The organism is Streptococcus mitis SK1080, assembly GCF_000220085.1.
Taxonomy (GTDB): Bacteria; Bacillota; Bacilli; order Lactobacillales; family Streptococcaceae; genus Streptococcus; species Streptococcus mitis_K.
The window spans coordinates 108,287-126,617 of sequence record NZ_AFQV01000021.1 but is presented as its reverse complement, the minus strand read 5'-3'; the positions used below and the strand labels follow the sequence as shown (position 1 = coordinate 126,617).

Annotated in this window: 22 protein-coding genes; 9 read left to right on the top strand and 13 right to left on the bottom strand. The window is 42.4% G+C overall.

Features of this window, described 5'->3' with window-relative positions; all coding sequences use genetic code 11:
• Window positions 1-5: 5 nt before the first annotated feature.
• The 8 genes from HMPREF9957_RS09050 to nusB all read left to right on the top strand — a co-directional run bounded on the left by HMPREF9957_RS09050 (window position 6) and on the right by nusB (window position 5,623).
• Entirely contained in the window at window positions 6-257 is a 252-nt protein-coding gene (locus HMPREF9957_RS09050) for a hypothetical protein (protein ID WP_000471832.1), read from the top strand.
• Entirely contained in the window at window positions 250-495 is a 246-nt protein-coding gene (locus HMPREF9957_RS0102495; protein WP_001127467.1) for a DUF4160 domain-containing protein, read from the top strand. The genes HMPREF9957_RS09050 and HMPREF9957_RS0102495 overlap by 8 nt, the downstream gene beginning before the upstream one ends.
• Before the next feature lie 396 nt (window positions 496-891).
• Window positions 892-1,194: an Asp-tRNA(Asn)/Glu-tRNA(Gln) amidotransferase subunit GatC gene (gene gatC / locus HMPREF9957_RS09045; RefSeq protein ID WP_000705419.1), complete on the top strand. Its 303-nt coding sequence runs from the start codon at window positions 892-894 to the stop codon at window positions 1,192-1,194.
• Entirely contained in the window at window positions 1,194-2,660 is a 1,467-nt protein-coding gene (gene gatA / locus HMPREF9957_RS09040) for an Asp-tRNA(Asn)/Glu-tRNA(Gln) amidotransferase subunit GatA (RefSeq protein ID WP_000143718.1), read from the top strand. Before gatC ends, gatA begins: the two co-directional genes overlap by 1 nt.
• Window positions 2,660-4,102 (top strand): Asp-tRNA(Asn)/Glu-tRNA(Gln) amidotransferase subunit GatB, encoded by a 1,443-nt coding sequence (gene gatB / locus HMPREF9957_RS09035; protein WP_001008674.1) that lies wholly within the window; start codon window positions 2,660-2,662, stop codon window positions 4,100-4,102. The genes gatA and gatB overlap by 1 nt, the downstream gene beginning before the upstream one ends.
• A gap of 131 nt (window positions 4,103-4,233) precedes the next feature.
• Complete coding sequence (efp, locus tag HMPREF9957_RS09030) at window positions 4,234-4,794, top strand: elongation factor P (protein WP_000568643.1); 561 nt, start codon at window positions 4,234-4,236, stop codon at window positions 4,792-4,794.
• A 21-nt stretch (window positions 4,795-4,815) separates the two neighbouring features.
• The gene (locus HMPREF9957_RS09025; protein ID WP_000510577.1) at window positions 4,816-5,205 is read left to right on the top strand and encodes an Asp23/Gls24 family envelope stress response protein; all 390 of its coding nucleotides are present in this window, start codon (window positions 4,816-4,818) and stop codon (window positions 5,203-5,205) included.
• Window positions 5,198-5,623 carry a transcription antitermination factor NusB gene (gene nusB / locus HMPREF9957_RS09020; protein ID WP_000203634.1) on the top strand — a complete coding sequence of 142 codons (426 nt, stop codon included), beginning with the start codon at window positions 5,198-5,200 and terminating at the stop codon, window positions 5,621-5,623. The genes HMPREF9957_RS09025 and nusB overlap by 8 nt, the downstream gene beginning before the upstream one ends.
• 267 nt (window positions 5,624-5,890) lie before the next feature.
• Here nusB and HMPREF9957_RS09015 read toward each other — a convergent pair whose 3' ends face one another.
• The 13 genes from HMPREF9957_RS09015 to HMPREF9957_RS08955 form a co-directional block, all read right to left on the bottom strand.
• Complete coding sequence (locus HMPREF9957_RS09015; protein WP_001017385.1) at window positions 5,891-6,658, bottom strand: acetyl-CoA carboxylase carboxyl transferase subunit alpha; 768 nt, start codon at window positions 6,656-6,658, stop codon at window positions 5,891-5,893.
• On the bottom strand, window positions 6,655-7,521 hold the full coding sequence (gene accD, locus HMPREF9957_RS09010) for an acetyl-CoA carboxylase, carboxyltransferase subunit beta (RefSeq protein WP_001173360.1): 867 nt from the start codon (window positions 7,519-7,521) through the stop codon (window positions 6,655-6,657). The genes HMPREF9957_RS09015 and accD overlap by 4 nt, the downstream gene beginning before the upstream one ends.
• Window positions 7,522-7,557: 36 nt before the next feature.
• Window positions 7,558-8,925 carry an acetyl-CoA carboxylase biotin carboxylase subunit gene (gene accC / locus HMPREF9957_RS09005; protein ID WP_000488680.1) on the bottom strand — a complete coding sequence of 456 codons (1,368 nt, stop codon included), beginning with the start codon at window positions 8,923-8,925 and terminating at the stop codon, window positions 7,558-7,560.
• Window positions 8,926-8,936: 11 nt separating this feature from the next.
• Window positions 8,937-9,359: a 3-hydroxyacyl-ACP dehydratase FabZ gene (fabZ, locus tag HMPREF9957_RS09000; protein ID WP_000565515.1), complete on the bottom strand. Its 423-nt coding sequence runs from the start codon at window positions 9,357-9,359 to the stop codon at window positions 8,937-8,939.
• Window positions 9,356-9,841, bottom strand: a complete 486-nt coding sequence (gene accB / locus HMPREF9957_RS08995) for an acetyl-CoA carboxylase biotin carboxyl carrier protein (RefSeq protein WP_001052233.1) — start codon at window positions 9,839-9,841, stop codon at window positions 9,356-9,358. Before accB ends, fabZ begins: the two co-directional genes overlap by 4 nt.
• 2 nt (window positions 9,842-9,843) lie before the next feature.
• Entirely contained in the window at window positions 9,844-11,079 is a 1,236-nt protein-coding gene (fabF, locus tag HMPREF9957_RS08990) for a beta-ketoacyl-ACP synthase II (RefSeq protein WP_000774074.1), read from the bottom strand.
• Between the two features lie 21 nt (window positions 11,080-11,100).
• The gene (fabG, locus tag HMPREF9957_RS08985) at window positions 11,101-11,832 is read right to left on the bottom strand and encodes a 3-oxoacyl-[acyl-carrier-protein] reductase (protein ID WP_001176205.1); all 732 of its coding nucleotides are present in this window, start codon (window positions 11,830-11,832) and stop codon (window positions 11,101-11,103) included.
• 40 nt (window positions 11,833-11,872) lie between these two features.
• Window positions 11,873-12,796 (bottom strand): ACP S-malonyltransferase, encoded by a 924-nt coding sequence (fabD, locus tag HMPREF9957_RS08980; RefSeq protein ID WP_000167632.1) that lies wholly within the window; start codon window positions 12,794-12,796, stop codon window positions 11,873-11,875.
• Entirely contained in the window at window positions 12,789-13,763 is a 975-nt protein-coding gene (gene fabK, locus HMPREF9957_RS08975; protein WP_000857457.1) for an enoyl-[acyl-carrier-protein] reductase FabK, read from the bottom strand. The genes fabD and fabK overlap by 8 nt, the downstream gene beginning before the upstream one ends.
• Before the next feature lie 223 nt (window positions 13,764-13,986).
• Window positions 13,987-14,211 carry an acyl carrier protein gene (locus tag HMPREF9957_RS08970; RefSeq protein ID WP_000257838.1) on the bottom strand — a complete coding sequence of 75 codons (225 nt, stop codon included), beginning with the start codon at window positions 14,209-14,211 and terminating at the stop codon, window positions 13,987-13,989.
• 58 nt (window positions 14,212-14,269) lie between these two features.
• Entirely contained in the window at window positions 14,270-15,244 is a 975-nt protein-coding gene (locus HMPREF9957_RS08965; RefSeq protein ID WP_000852961.1) for a beta-ketoacyl-ACP synthase III, read from the bottom strand.
• Window positions 15,244-15,678 carry a fatty acid biosynthesis transcriptional regulator FabT gene (gene fabT / locus HMPREF9957_RS08960; RefSeq protein ID WP_000386353.1) on the bottom strand — a complete coding sequence of 145 codons (435 nt, stop codon included), beginning with the start codon at window positions 15,676-15,678 and terminating at the stop codon, window positions 15,244-15,246. The genes HMPREF9957_RS08965 and fabT overlap by 1 nt, the downstream gene beginning before the upstream one ends.
• A 93-nt stretch (window positions 15,679-15,771) precedes the next feature.
• The gene (locus HMPREF9957_RS08955; protein ID WP_000400063.1) at window positions 15,772-16,557 is read right to left on the bottom strand and encodes an enoyl-CoA hydratase; all 786 of its coding nucleotides are present in this window, start codon (window positions 16,555-16,557) and stop codon (window positions 15,772-15,774) included.
• 407 nt (window positions 16,558-16,964) lie between these two features.
• On the opposite strand from HMPREF9957_RS08955, the gene HMPREF9957_RS08950 reads away from it, so the two are divergent.
• Window positions 16,965-18,329 (top strand): aspartate kinase, encoded by a 1,365-nt coding sequence (locus HMPREF9957_RS08950; RefSeq protein ID WP_000869666.1) that lies wholly within the window; start codon window positions 16,965-16,967, stop codon window positions 18,327-18,329.
• The last annotated feature ends 2 nt before the right edge of the window (window positions 18,330-18,331 follow it).

The following is an 18,331-nucleotide window of genomic DNA, read 5'->3' as shown; positions in this document are numbered from 1 at the left end:
TAATCATGTTCAAAGAATTTGGTGTAACTAATTTAGAAGTGACAAAAGATGATATTTACAAGAATCCAAATAACCCTATTTTGCGCATGTATGATGACGATGAATTAATTGGAACCTTTAGTATTCTAACTGGAGAAGTATTGGAAAATTTGGACTTAGCAGACTATGACATTCGTTTTGCTCAAAAGCAAATTGAGCTGAATCGCGATAACTACCTTGAAACATGGAAGGATTACGTGGGACTACTACATGCCTAAATATTCTTTCTTAAAGTATGGTATTGAAATTCGTCCTAACGAACATAACCATAAAGGTCAAAAAGCACATATTCACATTTATATCCACGGAGAAGAGGTCGGCTCAATGTTTCTGAACGGTGAACTGAGAGATGGTAAATTAAAGGCAAAAGACCTAAAAATAATAAGGCAATATGTTTTAGAAAATGCAGATGAACTTCAGGCTTTATGGAATGAATACCAAAAGAGTGCATATTAAAAAAGAGTGCATATTAAAATCAAAGAATCTTAGTTTGCTAATGTACAATAAACAAAAACTATCTAGCAATTTTAATGCCTACTATTCAACTAATGCCCTACGTAGGTACTAACCATCCTACTCTCCTTGCAATTTTTAAAATAAACGTTACAATGAATACAAAAAAAGTGTTGCGTCAACAATACCCCACAGATCCGTTTAAGACGGTGGCTGTAATTACATAACTAAAAAATAGCTCGTTAACTCGCCAAAGTTAGGACGGCTATTTTTTTATCTCTTTCAAAAACCCGTTCTCCATCCTATACCTGGCTTTTTTCATCTTTCCCTCCCTTATTTATAGGAAAATATGGTAAAATAGAACAGACTAAAAATCATCATTTCACGAAAGGATGCAAGATGAAAATTACGCAAGAAGAGGTAACACACGTTGCCAATCTTTCAAAATTAAGATTCTCCGAAGAAGAAACTGCTGCCTTTGCGACTACCTTGTCTAAAATTGTTGACATGGTTGAATTGCTGGGCGAAGTTGACACAACTGGTGTCGCACCGACTACGACTATGGCTGACCGCAAGACTGTACTTCGCCCTGATGTGGCCGAAGAAGGGACAGACCGTGACCGCTTGTTTAAAAACGTACCTGAAAAAGACAACTATTATATCAAGGTACCAGCTATCCTAGACGATGGAGGAGATGCCTAATGACTTTCAACAATAAAACCATTGAAGACTTGCACAATCTCCTTGTCTCTAAGGAAATTTCTGCAACAGAATTAACCCAAGCTACGCTTGAAGATATCAAGTCTCGCGAGACAGCTATCAATGCCTTTGTCACCATCTCTGAGGAGCAGGCTCTTGCTCAAGCCAAAGCTATTGATGAAGCTGGAATTGACGCTGATAATATCCTTTCAGGAATTCCATTGGCTGTTAAGGATAACATCTCTACAGACGGTATTCTCACAACTGCTGCCTCAAAAATGCTCTACAACTATGAGCCAATTTTTGATGCGACAGCCGTTGCCAATGCAAAAGCCAAGGGCATGATTGTTGTCGGAAAGACCAACATGGACGAATTTGCCATGGGTGGTTCAGGTGAGACTTCTCACTATGGGGCCACTAAAAATGCTTGGGATCAAGGCAAAGTTCCTGGTGGCTCATCAAGTGGTTCAGCCGCAGCTGTAGCCTCAGGGCAAGTCCGCTTGTCACTTGGTTCTGATACTGGTGGTTCTATCCGCCAACCTGCTGCCTTCAACGGGATTGTTGGTCTCAAACCAACCTACGGAACGGTTTCTCGCTTCGGTCTCATTGCCTTCGGTAGCTCATTAGACCAAATCGGACCTTTCGCACCAACTGTTAAGGAAAATGCTCTATTGCTCAACGCTATTGCCAGCGAAGATGTCAAAGACTCTACTTCTGCTCCTGTCCGCATTGCCGACTTTACTTCAAAAATCGGTCAAGACATCAAGGGCATGAAAATTGCTTTGCCTAAGGAATACCTTGGTGAAGGAATTGATCCAGAGGTTAAGGAAACCATTCTTAATGCCGCTAAACACTTTGAAAAATTGGGTGCTATTGTCGAAGAAGTCAGCCTGCCTCACTCTAAATACGGTGTTGCCGTTTACTATATCATCGCTTCATCAGAAGCTTCTTCAAACTTGCAACGCTTTGATGGTATCCGTTATGGCTACCGTGCAGAAGATGCAACTAATCTTGATGAAATCTATGTAAACAGCCGTAGCCAAGGTTTCGGTGAAGAAGTGAAACGTCGTATCATGCTAGGTACTTTCAGTCTTTCATCAGGTTACTACGATGCTTACTACAAGAAAGCTGGTCAGGTCCGTACCCTCATCATTCAAGATTTCGAAAAAGTTTTTGCGGATTATGACTTGATTTTGGGACCAACTGCTCCAAGTGTTGCCTATGACTTGGATTCACTCAACCACGACCCAGTTGCCATGTACTTGGCTGACCTTTTGACCATCCCAGTCAACTTGGCAGGTCTCCCAGGAATTTCGATTCCTGCTGGCTTCTCTCAAGGTCTACCTGTCGGTCTGCAATTGATTGGTCCTAAGTATTCTGAGGAAACCATTTACCAAGCTGCTGCTGCTTTTGAAGCAACAACAGACTACCACAAACAACAACCCGTGATTTTTGGAGGTGACAACTAATGAACTTTGAAACAGTCATTGGACTTGAAGTCCACGTAGAGCTCAACACCAATTCAAAAATCTTCTCACCTACATCTGCCCACTTTGGAAATGACCAAAATGCCAACACTAACGTGATTGACTGGTCTTTCCCAGGAGTACTTCCGGTTCTCAACAAAGGTGTTGTCGATGCCGGAATCAAGGCTGCTCTTGCCCTCAACATGGACATCCATAAAAAGATGCACTTTGACCGCAAGAACTACTTCTACCCTGATAATCCTAAAGCCTACCAAATTTCTCAGTTTGATGAGCCAATCGGTTATAACGGCTGGATTGAAGTCGAACTAGAAGACGGTACGACCAAGAGAATCGGTATCGAACGTGCCCACCTAGAAGAAGACGCTGGTAAAAACACCCACGGTACAGATGGCTACTCTTATGTTGACCTCAACCGCCAAGGGGTGCCTTTGATTGAGATTGTATCTGAAGCCGACATGCGTTCGCCAGAAGAAGCCTACGCTTATCTAACAGCCCTCAAGGAAGTCATCCAGTACGCTGGTATTTCTGACGTTAAGATGGAAGAAGGTTCTATGCGTGTGGATGCCAATATCTCTCTTCGTCCGTATGGTCAAGAGAAATTCGGTACCAAAACTGAGTTGAAGAACCTCAACTCCTTCTCAAACGTTCGTAAAGGCCTTGAATACGAAGTTCAACGTCAAGCTGAAATCCTACGCTCAGGTGGTCAAATCCGCCAGGAAACACGCCGTTACGATGAAGCTAATAAAGCAACCATTCTCATGCGTGTCAAGGAAGGGGCTGCAGACTACCGCTACTTCCCAGAACCAGACCTACCTCTCTTTGAAATTTCAGACGAGTGGATTGAGGAAATGCGTACTGAATTGCCAGAGTTTCCAAAAGAACGCCGTGCGCGCTACGTGGCTGACCTTGGCTTGTCAGACTACGATGCTAGCCAGTTGACTGCAAATAAAGTCACTTCTGATTTCTTTGAAAAAGCTGTTGCTCTTGGTGGTGATGCCAAGCAAGTCTCTAACTGGCTCCAAGGAGAAGTTGCTCAATTCTTGAATGCTGAAGGAAAAACACTAGAACAAATCGAATTGACACCAGAAAACTTGGTTGAAATGATTGCCATCATCGAAGATGGCACTATCTCTTCTAAGATTGCCAAGAAAGTCTTTGTCCACCTAGCTAAAAATGGTGGTGGTGCGCGTGAATACGTTGAGAAAGCAGGTATGGTTCAAATCTCAGATCCAGCTGTCTTGATTCCAATTATCCACCAAGTATTTGCGGATAACGAAGCTGCTGTTGCCGACTTCAAGTCAGGCAAACGCAACGCAGATAAGGCCTTTACAGGATTCCTTATGAAAGCAACCAAAGGCCAAGCCAACCCACAAGTCGCCCTTAAACTCCTTGCCCAAGAATTGGCGAAGTTGAAAGAAGATTAATATGTAAAAGAAACCAGCCCTAAGGTTGGTTTTTTTCGCTCCTAACAAATCCCAATAACTATTTTGGCTTTATTTCCAGAAGATTTTATGGTAAAATGAAGAGTAATAATATTTATTAAAGAGGTAAAAACATGATTGAAGCAAGCAAATTGAAAGCTGGTATGACATTTGAAACTGCAGACGGAAAATTGATCCGCGTTTTGGAAGCTAGCCACCACAAACCAGGTAAAGGGAACACGATCATGCGTATGAAATTGCGTGATGTCCGTACTGGTTCTACATTTGACACAAGCTACCGTCCAGAAGAAAAATTCGAACAAGCTATTATCGAAACTGTGCCAGCTCAATACTTGTACAAAATGGATGAAACTGCCTACTTCATGAACACTGAAACTTACGACCAATACGAAATCCCAGTCGTAAACGTTGAAAATGAATTGCTTTACATCCTTGAAAACTCTGATGTGAAAATCCAATTCTACGGAACTGAAGTAATCGGTGTAACTGTACCAACTACTGTTGAATTGACAGTCGCTGAAACACAACCATCTATCAAAGGTGCTACTGTTACAGGTTCTGGTAAACCAGCAACTATGGAAACTGGACTTGTTGTCAACGTTCCAGACTTCATCGAAGCTGGACAAAAATTGATCATCAACACTGCAGAAGGAACTTACGTTTCTCGTGCCTAATCTCTAGAAAGAGGTCATTCTATGGGAATTGAAGAACAATTTGGCGAAATCGTTATCGCTCCACGTGTACTTGAAAAAATCATTGCCATCGCAACTGCTAAAGTTGAAGGTGTCCACTCATTTTCAAATAAATCCGTATCTGATACCCTATCAAAACTCTCTCTTGGTCGTGGTGTCTACTTAAAAGAAAGCAACGAAGAGCTAACTGCTGACATTTATCTCTACCTTGAGTACGGTGTGAAAGTACCAAAAGTGGCTCTTGCTATTCAAAAAGCAGTCAAAGATGCTGTCCGAGATATGGCTGATGTGGAACTTGCTGCTGTCAACATCCATGTTGCAGGAATCGTTCCAGATAAAACACCAAAACCTGAGTTGAAAGATCTATTTAACGAGGACTTCCTTAATGACTAGTCCATTATTAGAATCTAGACGCGAACTTCGTAAATGCGCTTTTCAAGCTCTTATGAGCCTTGAATTCGGCACAGATATGGAAACAGCTTGTCACTTTGCCTACACGCATGACCGTGAAGATGCAGATGTGCAAATCCCAGCCTTTCTGCTAAACTTGGTTTCTGGTATCCAAGCTCAAAAAGAAGAGTTGGATAAACAAATCAACCAGCACCTCAAGTCAGGCTGGACAGTTGAACGCTTGACCTTGGTCGAAAAAAACTTACTACGCTTGGGTATCTTTGAAATTACATCATTTGATACACCTCAGCTTGTAGCAGTCAATGAAGCCATTGAACTCGCTAAGAATTTTTCAGATCAAAAATCAGCCCGTTTTATCAACGGACTGCTTAGTCAATTTGTGACAGAAGAAAATGAATAATCGAAAAGGTGTTTGGTCTTCCAAGCACCTTTTGACTTTCCCCTCTGCACAGAGTAAGAACCACATAAAAACTAGAACTGGCAGTCAGTTCTAGTTTTTTGCATATTCTAAAGAATTATACTCAATGAAAATCAAAGAGCAAACTAGGAAGCTAGCCGCAGGCTGCTCAAAACACTGTTTTGAGGTTGTGGATAGAACTGACGAAGTCAGTAACCATATATACGGCAAGGCGAAGCTGACGTGGTTTGAAGAGATTTTCGAAGAGTATTAGTATTTTCTAAACCGTTGATAGCGCTCTTCCAACAACTCTTCTAACGGTTTTTGTGAAAGTAGAGCTAGCTCATCTTGGAGTTCTTTTTTGACACTCTTAATCAGTTCCTTACTAGAAAGTCCTGCTTCAGAAATCACCTTATCTACCACGTCCATTTCTAACAGCTCATGTGAAGTGATTTTCATCAGTTCTGCCGCTTCCATGGCACGACTGCCATCCTTCCATAGAATGGAAGCAAAGCCTTCTGGGCTGAGAATGGCATAGATAGAATTTTCCAGCATCCAGACACGGTCTGCGACTGCCAGAGCCAGAGCCCCACCAGAACCACCTTCACCGATAATGATAGCAATAATAGGAACTTTCAAATCACTCATTTCCATGAGATTGCGAGCGATAGCTTCCCCTTGACCACGTTCTTCCGCTCCTACACCAGGATAGGCACCTGCAGTATTGATAAAGGTCACAACTGGACGGCCAAACTTTTCAGCCTGTTTCATCAAACGTAGGGCCTTGCGGTAGCCTTCTGGGTGTGGTTGTCCAAAATTCCGTTTGAGGTTGTCTTGCAAACTCTTTCCTTTTTGGATACCAACCACTGTTACAGCTTGATCACCAAGCCAGCCAATACCACCAACAACTGCACCATCATCGCGAAAAGAACGGTCACCATGTAATTGGATAAAGTCATCAAAAATGCCTGTCGCAAAGTCCAAGCTTGTCAAGCGACTCTGCTCACGCGCTTCTCTGACTATTTTTGCAATATTCATCTTGGACTCCTTCCATGCAATCTGACTAGGCTAGCAATCGTATCTGGCAAGTCTCTTCTTTTGACAATCGCATCCACAAAGCCATGTTCCAATAGGAATTCTGCCTTTTGGAAATCCTCAGGCAAGCTTTCACGAACCGTGTTTTCAATGACACGACGCCCAGCAAAGCCGACCAAGCTCTGTGGTTCAGCTAGAATGATATCGCCTTCCATAGCGAAGGAAGCTGTCACACCACCTGTCGTTGGATCTGTCAAAATGGTCAGGTAAAAGAGACCTGCATTTGAATGGCGTTTAACTGCCGCAGAAATCTTGGCCATCTGCATGAGACTCATGATTCCTTCCTGCATACGGGCTCCACCAGAAGCTGTGAAGAGAACAACTGGCAATTGTTCGACAGTCGCATACTCAAACAATCGAGTGATTTTTTCACCTACAACCGTACCCATAGAAGCCATGATAAAGTTGGAATCCATAATCCCAAGAGCCACAGTCTGACCTTTAATAAGAGCAGTTCCTGTCACAACAGCTTCATCCAGCCCTGTTTTTTCTCGCATAGTTGCTAGTTTCTTTTGGTAACCAGGGAAATGCAAGGGATCCTTGCTTTCAATCCCTGTAAACAATTCCTTGAAGGTTCCCATATCAATCGTCAAAGCCAAGCGTTCTTGGGCAGAAATACGAAAGGTATAGCTACAGTGCGGACAGATACGCTCACTTCCCAGATCCTTCTGATAGATGGTATGCTTACAACCTGGACACTGGGAGAATAATTCATCTGGAACCTCTGGCTTGGCTTGAGGTTTTTCCCTAACCGAACGATTGGGATTGATTCGAATATACTTATCTTTTTTACTAAATAGAGCCATTGATTCCCCTTTTCGGTTTAAACTCTTGAAGTCATTTTATTCTTTTTCTTGATATTTGGGTAAGAAGGTTTCCATCAAGAAGGAAGTATCATAATCTCCAGCAATGACATTGCGATCTGAAATGAGGTCAAGCTGGAAATCTGCATTGGTCTGCACTCCTTCAATCTCTAATTCATAGAGGGCACGTTGCATTTTCATCAAGGCATCAAAACGATTTTCACCGTGAACAATGATTTTGGCAATCATACTATCATAATAGGGCGGAATAGTATAGCCTGGATAAACTGCTGAATCCACGCGCAAGCCAACTCCACCACTTGGCAGATGGAGATTAGTAATCTTACCTGGACTTGGAGCAAAGTTAAAGGCTGGATTTTCTGCATTGATACGACACTCGATGGCATGGCCGCGTAGGACAATATCTTCTTGCTTAACAGACAGGGGCTGACCTGCCGCAATGCGAATCTGTTCCTTAACGATATCCACACCTGAAACAAACTCTGTTACTGGATGTTCTACTTGTACACGAGTATTCATCTCCATGAAGTAGAAATTGCCACTGGCTTCATCAAGAAGAAACTCAATGGTCCCTGCATTTTCATAACCAACAGACTCTGCAGCTCGAACAGCAGCAGAACCAATTTCATTGCGTAGCGTTTTGCCGATTGCAATTGAAGGACTTTCTTCCAAAACCTTTTGGTTATTCCGTTGAAGAGAACAATCCCGTTCCCCCAAGTGAATCACATTTCCATGCTCATCTCCTAGGATTTGAACCTCAATGTGACGAGCTGGATAGATAACCCGTTCAATGTACATGGCACCATTGCCATAATTGGCCTTGGCTTCACTAGAGGCAGTTTCAAAGGCTGAAACGAGGTCTTCTGGTTTTTCAACCTTACGAATCCCTTTACCACCTCCACCTGCTGAAGCCTTGAGCATAACAGGATAGCCAATTTTTTCAGCAACAATCAAAGCTTCTTCAGAGTTATGCACTTCTCCATCTGAACCTGGAATGACAGGCACGCCTGCTTTAATCATCTGAGCACGCGCATTGATCTTATCCCCCATCATATCCATGACATGACCAGATGGACCGATAAACTTGATACCAACTTCTTCACACATGGTTGCAAATTTGGAATTTTCACTGAGAAATCCAAAACCTGGGTGAATGGCTTCTGCCTCAGTCAAGACTGCAGCTGATAGAACCGCATTGATATTGAGATAAGACTCTGTTGCCTTGCCAGGGCCGATACAAACTGCTTCATCTGCCAAAAGCGTATGAAGGGCTTCCTTATCAGCAGTTGAATAGACTGCTACGGTCGCAATGCCCAATTCACGCGCCGCACGGATAATACGAACCGCAATTTCACCACGATTGGCAATTAAAATTTTTCGAAACATGGAGAACCTCCTTAGTTCCCAATTGCAAAAGTAAGAGTACCACTGGCTGCAAGCTTGCCATCCACTTCAGCCTTTGCTTCAACCACGGCTATGGTGCCACGACGTTTTACAAAAGTCGCTGTCATAACCAATTGGTCGCCTGGTACAACTTGCTTCTTGAATTTAACCTTATCCATACCAGCGTAAAAGACCAGTTTTCCTTTATTTTCAGGTTTTGACAACTCCAACACACCAGCTGTTTGCGCCAAGGCTTCCATGATCAGAACACCTGGCATAACTGGATATTGAGGAAAGTGACCGTTAAAGAAAGGCTCGTTGATGGTCACATTTTTGATAGCAACAATAGTATCCTCGCTCACTTCCAAGACACGGTCCACTAGGAGCATAGGATAACGGTGGGGAAGCGCTTCTTTGATTCCTTGAATATCGATCATTTGATTCGTACCAATCCTTTACCAAACTCAACCATTTCTTCGTTAGAAACGAGAATTTCCGTTACCACACCATCCTTAGGTGCTGGGATTTCATTCATGACTTTCATGGCTTCGATAATGACCAGTGTTTGACCTTTTTTGACACTATCACCAACTGTGACGAAGGCAGGTTTATCAGGACCAGCAGCCAAGTAAGCCACCCCAACAAGTGGGCTCTCTACAATATCTCCCTCAGCAGCCACACTTGTTTCAGCTGGAGCTTGAACTTCTTCTGTTACAGGCTCTGCTGAAGCAGATGAAGGAGCTACTGGACTTGGTGTTGCTAGAACGGGCGCTGGAGCGACTGGAGGTGTAACTTCAGATACAAGTCTAGCCTCATTCTTGCTAAACTGCAACTCATCCGTCCCATTTTTATAAGAAAATTCTCTCAGACTTGACTGGTCAAATTGAGCCATCAAGTCTTTAATATCGTTTAAATTCATACTTATTTATTCTCCCAACGTTTGAAAGCAAGAACTGCATTGTGGCCACCAAAACCAAAAGTATTTGAAATAGCGTATGGAATTTCTTGCTCCAAGCCTTGTCCATAAACGACATTGGCTTCGATATAATCTGATACTTCACTTGTTCCAGCTGTCATTGGTACAAAGTTATGACGCATAGCTTCGATTGTGACGATAGCTTCTACAGCACCTGCAGCACCCAGCAAATGTCCTGTGAAAGACTTAGTTGATGATACAGGTACTTCCTTACCAAGAACAGCTACGATCGCACCACTTTCTCCTTTTTCATTAGCAGGAGTTGACGTTCCGTGAGCATTGACATAGGCTACTTGCTCTGGAGAAATCTCAGCTTCTTCCAAGGCTAGTTTGATGGCTTTGATAGCTCCTTGACCTTCTGGATGAGGAGAAGTCATATGGTAGGCATCACAGGTATTTCCGTAACCAACTACTTCGGCAAGGATGGTTGCCCCACGTTTTTCCGCGTGTTCAAGACTTTCAAGAACTAACATCCCTGAACCTTCACCCATAACAAACCCATTGCGATCCTTATCAAATGGGATAGAAGCACGAGTTGGGTCCTCTGTAGTTGAGAGAGCAGTTAGGGCTTGGAAACCAGCAATAGCAAAAGGTGTGATAGATGCTTCTGAACCACCTACCAACATTACATCTTGGAAACCAAACTTAATCGAGCGGAAGGCATCCCCAATCGCATCATTTGATGAAGCGCAGGCAGTATTGATTGATTTACAAACACCGTTTGCTCCAAAACGCATAGCAACATTTCCTGAAGCCATATTTGGCAAGGCTTTTGGAAGGGTCAATGGTTTCACACGTTTTGGTCCTTTGTCATTTAGGCGGAGCACTTGATCTTCAATTTCTTTGATTCCACCAATACCAGAGGCAACGATAACACCAAAACGATCTTTATCAAGAGCCTCTACATCTAAATTGGCATGATTAACGGCTTCTTGGGCTGCATACAAGGCATACAAAGAATAGTTATCAAAACGATTAGTATCTTTTTTTACAAAGTATTTATCAAAAGGGAAATCTTGGATTTCTGCTGCATTATGCACATCAAAGTCACTATGATCAAATTTTGTAATTTGACCAATTCCGATTTTTCCAGTTGTCAAACTATTCCAAAATTCTTCTGGTGTATTTCCGATTGGAGATGTCACTCCATAACCTGTTACTACTACACGATTTAGTTTCATCTTTTTTACCTCTAGCTTCTGCTACATACTGAGGCCGCCATCAATGGCAACCACTTGACCAGTTAGATAATCTTGGCCTGCTAAAAATACTGTCAAATCTGCAACCTGCTCTGCCTGCCCAAATTCTTTCATAGGAATTTGCGCTAGCATGGCATCTTTTACCTTGTCTGATAGGACAGCTGTCATATCAGACTCAATCATTCCCGGTGCAATAGCATTAACTCTGATATTGCGATTAGCCACTTCACGCGCCACAGACTTGGTAAAACCAATCAAACCAGCCTTAGAAGCAGCATAGTTAGCTTGACCAATATTTCCCATCAAACCAACAACACTAGACATATTAATGATAGCACCTTCTCTGGCTTTTATCATCGGTTTCAAGACTGATTGTGTCATGTTAAAGGCACCAGTCAAGTTAACCTTGAGCACTTTTTCAAAATCCGCTTCTGTCATCTTAAGCATCAGGGTATCTTGGGTAATTCCTGCATTGTTGACCAAAACATCTACTGAACCCAGCTCTGCAATAGCTTGTTCAACCATACGCTTAGCGTCTGCAAAATCCGACACATCCCCTGAAATGGGAACTACCTTGACACCATAGTTTGAAAACTCGGCTAGCAAGTCCTCTGAAATTGCCCCACGGCTGTTTAAGACAATGTTGGCTCCTGCTTGAGCAAACTTGTGGGCAATGGCAAGACCAATTCCACGACTCGAACCTGTAACAAAGATATTTTTATTTTTTAGTTGCATTCTTTTCTCCTGTTTCCTCCTGTATTTATGGGAGAAGGGATTACTTGTTTTCTAGCAAGGCTTCCAAACTCGCCTGATCTTCAACATTGGCTAGTTTAGCTGTCTTATCAATTTTTTTGACAAAGCCTGACAAGACTTTCCCCGGTCCAATCTCGATAAAGTTGGTTACGCCTGCTTCTTGCATAACTGCAATACTTTCATAGAAACGAACTGGCTCCTTGACCTGACGCGTCAAGAGTTGAGCAATGTCTTCTTTTTGCATAACTGCAGCTTCTGTATTACCAACTAGGGGACAAGTGAAATCTGAAAAACTCACCTGAGCTAGAGTTTCAGCTAGTTTCTGGCTAGCAGGCTCAAGGAGAGCGGTATGAAAGGGACCTGAAACCTTGAGAGGAATCAAGCGTTTGGAACCTGCCTCCTGCAAGAGTTCAACAGCTCGATCAACTGCAACCACTTCTCCACCAATCACGATTTGTGCAGGTGTATTATAGTTGGCTGGGGTAACCACTCCAAGTTCAGAAGCTTTTTGACAGACTTCTTCAATAACCTCTACTGGCGTATTGAGAACTGCTACCATCTTGCCAGAGCCAGCAGGAGCCGCTTCTTCCATATAGGCTCCACGCTTAGCAACCAAGGCAACCGCATCTTCAAAATCCAAGGCACCACTGGCCACCAAGGCAGAGTATTCTCCAAGAGACAAACCAGCAACCATATCAGGCTGATAGCCCTTTTCTTGCAGTAAACGGTAGATAGAAACCGAAGTCGCTAGAATGGCTGGTTGGGTATAGCGGGTCTGATTGAGTTTGTCTTCTTCCGTATCGATGAGATGACGCAAATCATAATCGAGCACCTGACTCGCTTGATCAATCGTTTCTTTGACAATAGGGTAGTGATCATAGAGATCCCGTCCCATACCTAGATACTGGGCACCTTGACCAGCAAATAAAAAGGCTGTTTTAGTCATTTCTTACAACTCCTGCCCAACGAGAGGCTTCTTCTTGAATTTTCTTAGCTGCTCCGTAATACAAATCTTTTAAGATTTCTTCAGCTGTTTCTTCTTTGGAAACAAGCCCCGCAATTTGACCTGCCATAACAGAACCACCATCCACATCACCGTGAACAACCGCTTTGGCTAGAGCACCTGCTCCCATTTGTTCAAAGATTTCCAAATCAGGATTTTCTTGTTTAAAGGCATCTTTTTCAGCTTTTTCAAAATCACGAGTCAATTGATTTTTAATTGCACGAACAGCATGGCCAAAGTGTTGAGCTGAAATCGTAGTATCAATATCTCTAGCTTTTAAAATTTTCGCCTTATAATTTGGATGGGCATTAGACTCTTTTGCAACGACAAAACGAGTTCCAACCTGAACAGCCTCTGCACCTAGCATAAAGCCAGCTGCAGCACCTTCACCATCCGCAATCCCTCCTGCCGCAATAACAGGAATAGATACAGCTGCCGCCACTTGACGCACCAAGGTCATGGTTGTTAATTTACCGATATGTCCCCCAGCTTCCATTCCTTCTGCAATAACAGCGTCCGCACCAATTTTTTCCATTCGTTTAGCTAGGGCAACGCTTGGTACAACAGGAATAACTGTAATCCCTGCTTCATGGAAACGTTCCATGTATTTACCAGGATTTCCTGCACCTGTTGTCACTACCTTAACCCCTTCCTCGATAACGAGATCTACAATATCTTCCACAAAGGGAGACAAGAGCATGATGTTGACACCAAAAGGTTTATCAGTCAACGATTTGATCTTGTCAATATTGGCCTTGACGACTTCTTTCGGTGCATTCCCACCACCGATAATGCCTAGTCCTCCAGCCTTGGAAACAGCTCCTGCCAAATCACCATCAGCAACCCAAGCCATTCCTCCTTGGAAAATAGGATACTCAATATTCAATAATTCTGTAATACGCGTTTTCATAGTGCCTCCATCGTTTCTTGCTTACGTAATAGTTCGATACCGTCATAATTTGACAATCAAACTATTGCCTAAACAAGAGGGAGCGGGTTTCCCTACTCCTTCTATCTTATATTCTTCTTATACTCTTCGAAAATCAAATTCAAACCACGTCAGCGTCACCTTGCCGTACTCAAGTACAGCCTGCGGCTAGCTTCCTAGTTTGCTCTTTGATTTTCATTGAGTATTATTTTGTTTGCTCTTCAACGTAGGCAACCAAGTCACCAACTGTTTTCAAGTCATCCTCTGCTTCGATTTGGATATCAAAAGCATCTTCGATTTCTGAGATTACTTGGAACAAGTCCAATGAATCTGCATCCAAGTCATCAAAAGTTGATTCAAGTGTTACTTCTGATGCGTCTTTCCCAAGTTCTTCAACGATAATTTCTTGTACTTTTTCAAATACTGCCATGATAGGACTCCTTTAAAATAAATAGTTTTTTATAACAATGTGTTCACCACATGATTACCTAAATTGTAAGAATGAGCGTGCCCCAGGTCAAGCCTCCACCGAAGCCTGATAGAAGAACAGTCTGGCTACCATCTAAAGGGATGAGACCTTGTTCTACACACTCTGAAAGTAAAATCGGGATACTGGCTGCACTGGTATTGCCATATTCCATCATATTGGCTGGAAGTTTATCTCGGTCGACACCAATTTTTCTAGCCATTTTATCCAAAATACGGTCATTAGCCTGATGAAGTAGCAGATAATCCAAGTCTGTCGCCTCTATAGGAGATTCATCAATAGTCTGTTTGATAGACTTGGCTACATCTCGAATAGCAAAATCAAAGACTGCGCGTCCATCCATCTTCAAAAATGAATCTGCATTTTCTTGATCTGAAAATGGAGAATGTAAGCCTGAATGTCCGTACGTTAGACATTCGCTACGACTTCCATCACTATTGAGACTCTCAGCCAAGAAATGCTCTTGCTCGCTAGCTTCTAGCAAGACACCACCAGCACCATCTCCAAACAAAACAGCTGTTGATCGGTCTGACCAATCAACTGCCTTAGAGAGGGTTTCACTACCAATCACCAAGCCTTTTTGAAAGCGACCAGAAGCGATAAACTTTTCAGCAGTTGAAAGAGCAAATACAAATCCACTGCAAGCCGCTGTTAGGTCAAAAGCAAAAGCTTTTTTTGCACCAATATTAGCTTGAACACGAGCAGCTGTAGAGGGCATCATCGAATCTGGAGTAATGGTGGCTAGGATGATAAAATCCAGCTCTTCCCCTGTGATTCCAGCTTTTGTCATCAGTTTCTTAGCAACCTCTGTAGCCAAATCACTGGTAGATTCTGTTCTTGAAATATGCCTTTGTCGTATTCCCGTCCGACTTGAAATCCACTCATCATTGGTATCCATAATCTGAGCCAAGTCGTGATTTGTAACCACTTGCTCTGGCACATAATGAGCAACCTGGCTTATTTTTGCAAAAGCCATTATTTCAAATCCTCCAAAAATTGATAAAGATTGGTCAAACCTTTGCTCATAACATCAATTTCTTCCTTACTCATACCATCAATGATTTTTTCAACCATGGCCTTGTGGAAGCGTTTATGTAGCCTATGAACCAAGCGACCCTTCTTTGTCAAATGTAGATGCACCACACGACGATCCTGCTCTGAGCGAATGCGTTCAATGTAACCCTTGCGTTCGAGATTATTCAAACTAGTCGTAACTGTCCCAAGAGTCACCATCAACTCTTTTGACACTTGACTTGGTGTCACGTCTGGGAATTTCCCAATCACATCAATCGTATGCATTTCTTTGATGGAGATATCCTTGAAACGACTACCTCTCAAGCTCACTTCCTCAATGACAAGGACATTGTTAAATATAGATGTTAAATATTCATTAATTCGTTGGTAGTCCAATCTTTCTTTCCCTCCTTCTCAAAAAAACTTTTACAATCAAAACATTTGACAAGAGAATTATATCAAAGTTCAAAGAATGATGCAAGTATTTTTTTATTTTCCTGTAAATTTAGGCCGTCTTCTCTCCGAATGAGCTCGCACTCCTTCTTTGAAATCCTCTGTTTGAGCTAAGGATTCCTGTAGATTCAGTTCTAAAGTAGCGTAATCCTGCCAGTCTTTAAATTGGCTCTCCCAAACCAACTTCTTAATGGCAGCATAGGAATTACTTGAACCACGTCTTAATTTTTTAAGAAGCTGTTCTCTCGTCTTTTCAAGTTTATCAGCTTCGGAAACACGGTAAACTAGCCCCCACTCCAGAGCTTTTTCTGCGGTCAAAGCCTCTCCTGTCATAGCTAATTGAGCAGCACGCGTCACACCGATACTGCGGCTCAAGAGATGAATTCCCCCTGCATCTGGAGCCAAGCCAACGCCAACAAAGGCTTGGATAAACTTAGCCTTATCCGTTGCAAGACAGAAATCTGCCGCAACAGCTATATTGGCTGCGGCACCTGCAACAGCACCGTCAACTTCCATTAAAACAGGTTTGGCTATTTGTTTGATTTTATAAGAAATAGCATTGACCAACTCTGCGATTTTTGTCAATGATGGAATATCATCCTCATCCACTGCCCGCTTCATCTCTACCAAATCTCCTCCAACTGAAAAGACTTTGCCATTGGCATTGATTAAGATAAAATGCACAGCCGGATCCTCTTCTGCCAAAGTCAAGGCTTCTAAAATCTCCTCACACATAGGAATATGAAAGCCATTCGCGACCTCAGGACGGTTTAAGGTAAGGATTGCCAAGTCCTCATCAAGCTGATAAATAATGTGTTCCATCTGGACTCCTTTTTATTTTTATAAGCAGTTTATACTCTTCGAAAATCTCTTCAAACCACGTCAGCTTCGCCTTGCCGTAGGTATGGTTACTGACTTCGTCAGTTCTATCCACAACCTCAAAACAGTGTTTTGAGCTGACTTCATCAGTCTTATTTACAACCTCAAAGCAGTGCTTTGAGCAGTCTGCGGCTAGCTTCCTAGTTTGCCCTTTGATTTTCATTGAAAATTAAATTATTTTATTTTCAAAATATATCTTTTTTAGGAACAGAAAGCAAGAAAAAATTGACTGAAAGTGTCTCAGCCGATTAGAAAGCATCGTTTTAGGCTAGAAAGCATCTTATTTTCTTCATTGAAAAAAGGCTTTCTTTCTGCTATAATCGTATAAAATACTTACTTTAGGAGTTCTTATGAAAGTTGTTAAATTTGGAGGTAGCTCTCTTGCCTCTGCTAGTCAATTAGAAAAAGTTTTAAACATCGTCAAAAGCGATTCAGAGCGTCGTTTTGTAGTCGTTTCTGCCCCTGGTAAACGCAATGCTGAAGATACTAAGGTTACGGATGCCTTGATTAAATACTACCGCGACTATGTTGCTGGTAACGATATTAGCAAGAGCCAAAACTGGATTATCGACCGCTATGCTGCGATGGTTAGTGAACTAGGTCTTAAACCAGCTGTGCTAGAAAAAATTTCCAAAAGCATTCGTGCCTTAGCCACTCTTCCTATCGAAGAAAATGAATTTCTCTACGATACTTTCCTAGCAGCTGGTGAAAATAACAATGCTAAATTGATTGCTGCCTACTTTAATCAAAACGGGATTGATGCACGCTATGTGCACCCTAGAGAAGCTGGTATTGTGGTCACAAGTGAGCCTGGTCACGCTCGCATCATTCCATCAAGTTATGACAAGATTGAAGAATTGACAAATACAAATGAAGTCCTTGTCATTCCTGGTTTCTTTGGAGTTACCAAGGAAAATCAAATCTGTACCTTCTCACGTGGAGGATCAGACATTACAGGTTCTATCATTGCTGCCGGTGTTAAGGCAGACCTCTATGAAAACTTTACAGACGTTGATGGTATCTTTGCAGCCCACCCTGGTATTATTCACCAACCACACTCAATCCCTGAGTTAACCTACCGTGAAATGCGTGAGTTGGCCTATGCAGGATTCTCAGTCCTTCATGACGAAGCGCTTCTTCCTGCCTACCGTGGAAAAATTCCTCTCGTTATCAAGAATACCAACAACCCTGACCATCCAGGTACTCGTATCGTTCTAAAACACAGTAGTGATGAATTTCCAGTTGTGGGAATTGCTGGTGACTCAGGCTTTGTCAGCATTAATATGTCGAAATACCTCATGAACCGTGAGGTTGGATTTGGCCGCAAGGTTCTGCAAATCCTTGAAGACCTTAACATCGGCTGGGAACATATGCCAACAGGTATCGACGATCTTTCAATCATTCTCCGTTCTCGCGAACTAACTCCTATCAAGGAAGAAGAAATCCTTCGTCAGTTGGTTCAAAAGGCTGAGGTGGACCATGCAGAAATCGAACACGACCTTTCTATCATTATGATTGTTGGAGAAAAGATGAAGAGTCATATCGGAGTAACTGCTACTGCAACTCGCGCTCTATCTGAAAATAAGATCAATATCCAGATGATGTCTCAAGGTTCTAGTGAAGTTTCTATCATGTTCGTTGTCAATAAAGACCAAGAAAAAGCAGCAATTAAAGCCCTCTACAATGCCTTTTTCGGCGAAAGTAAGGAAGACTAATC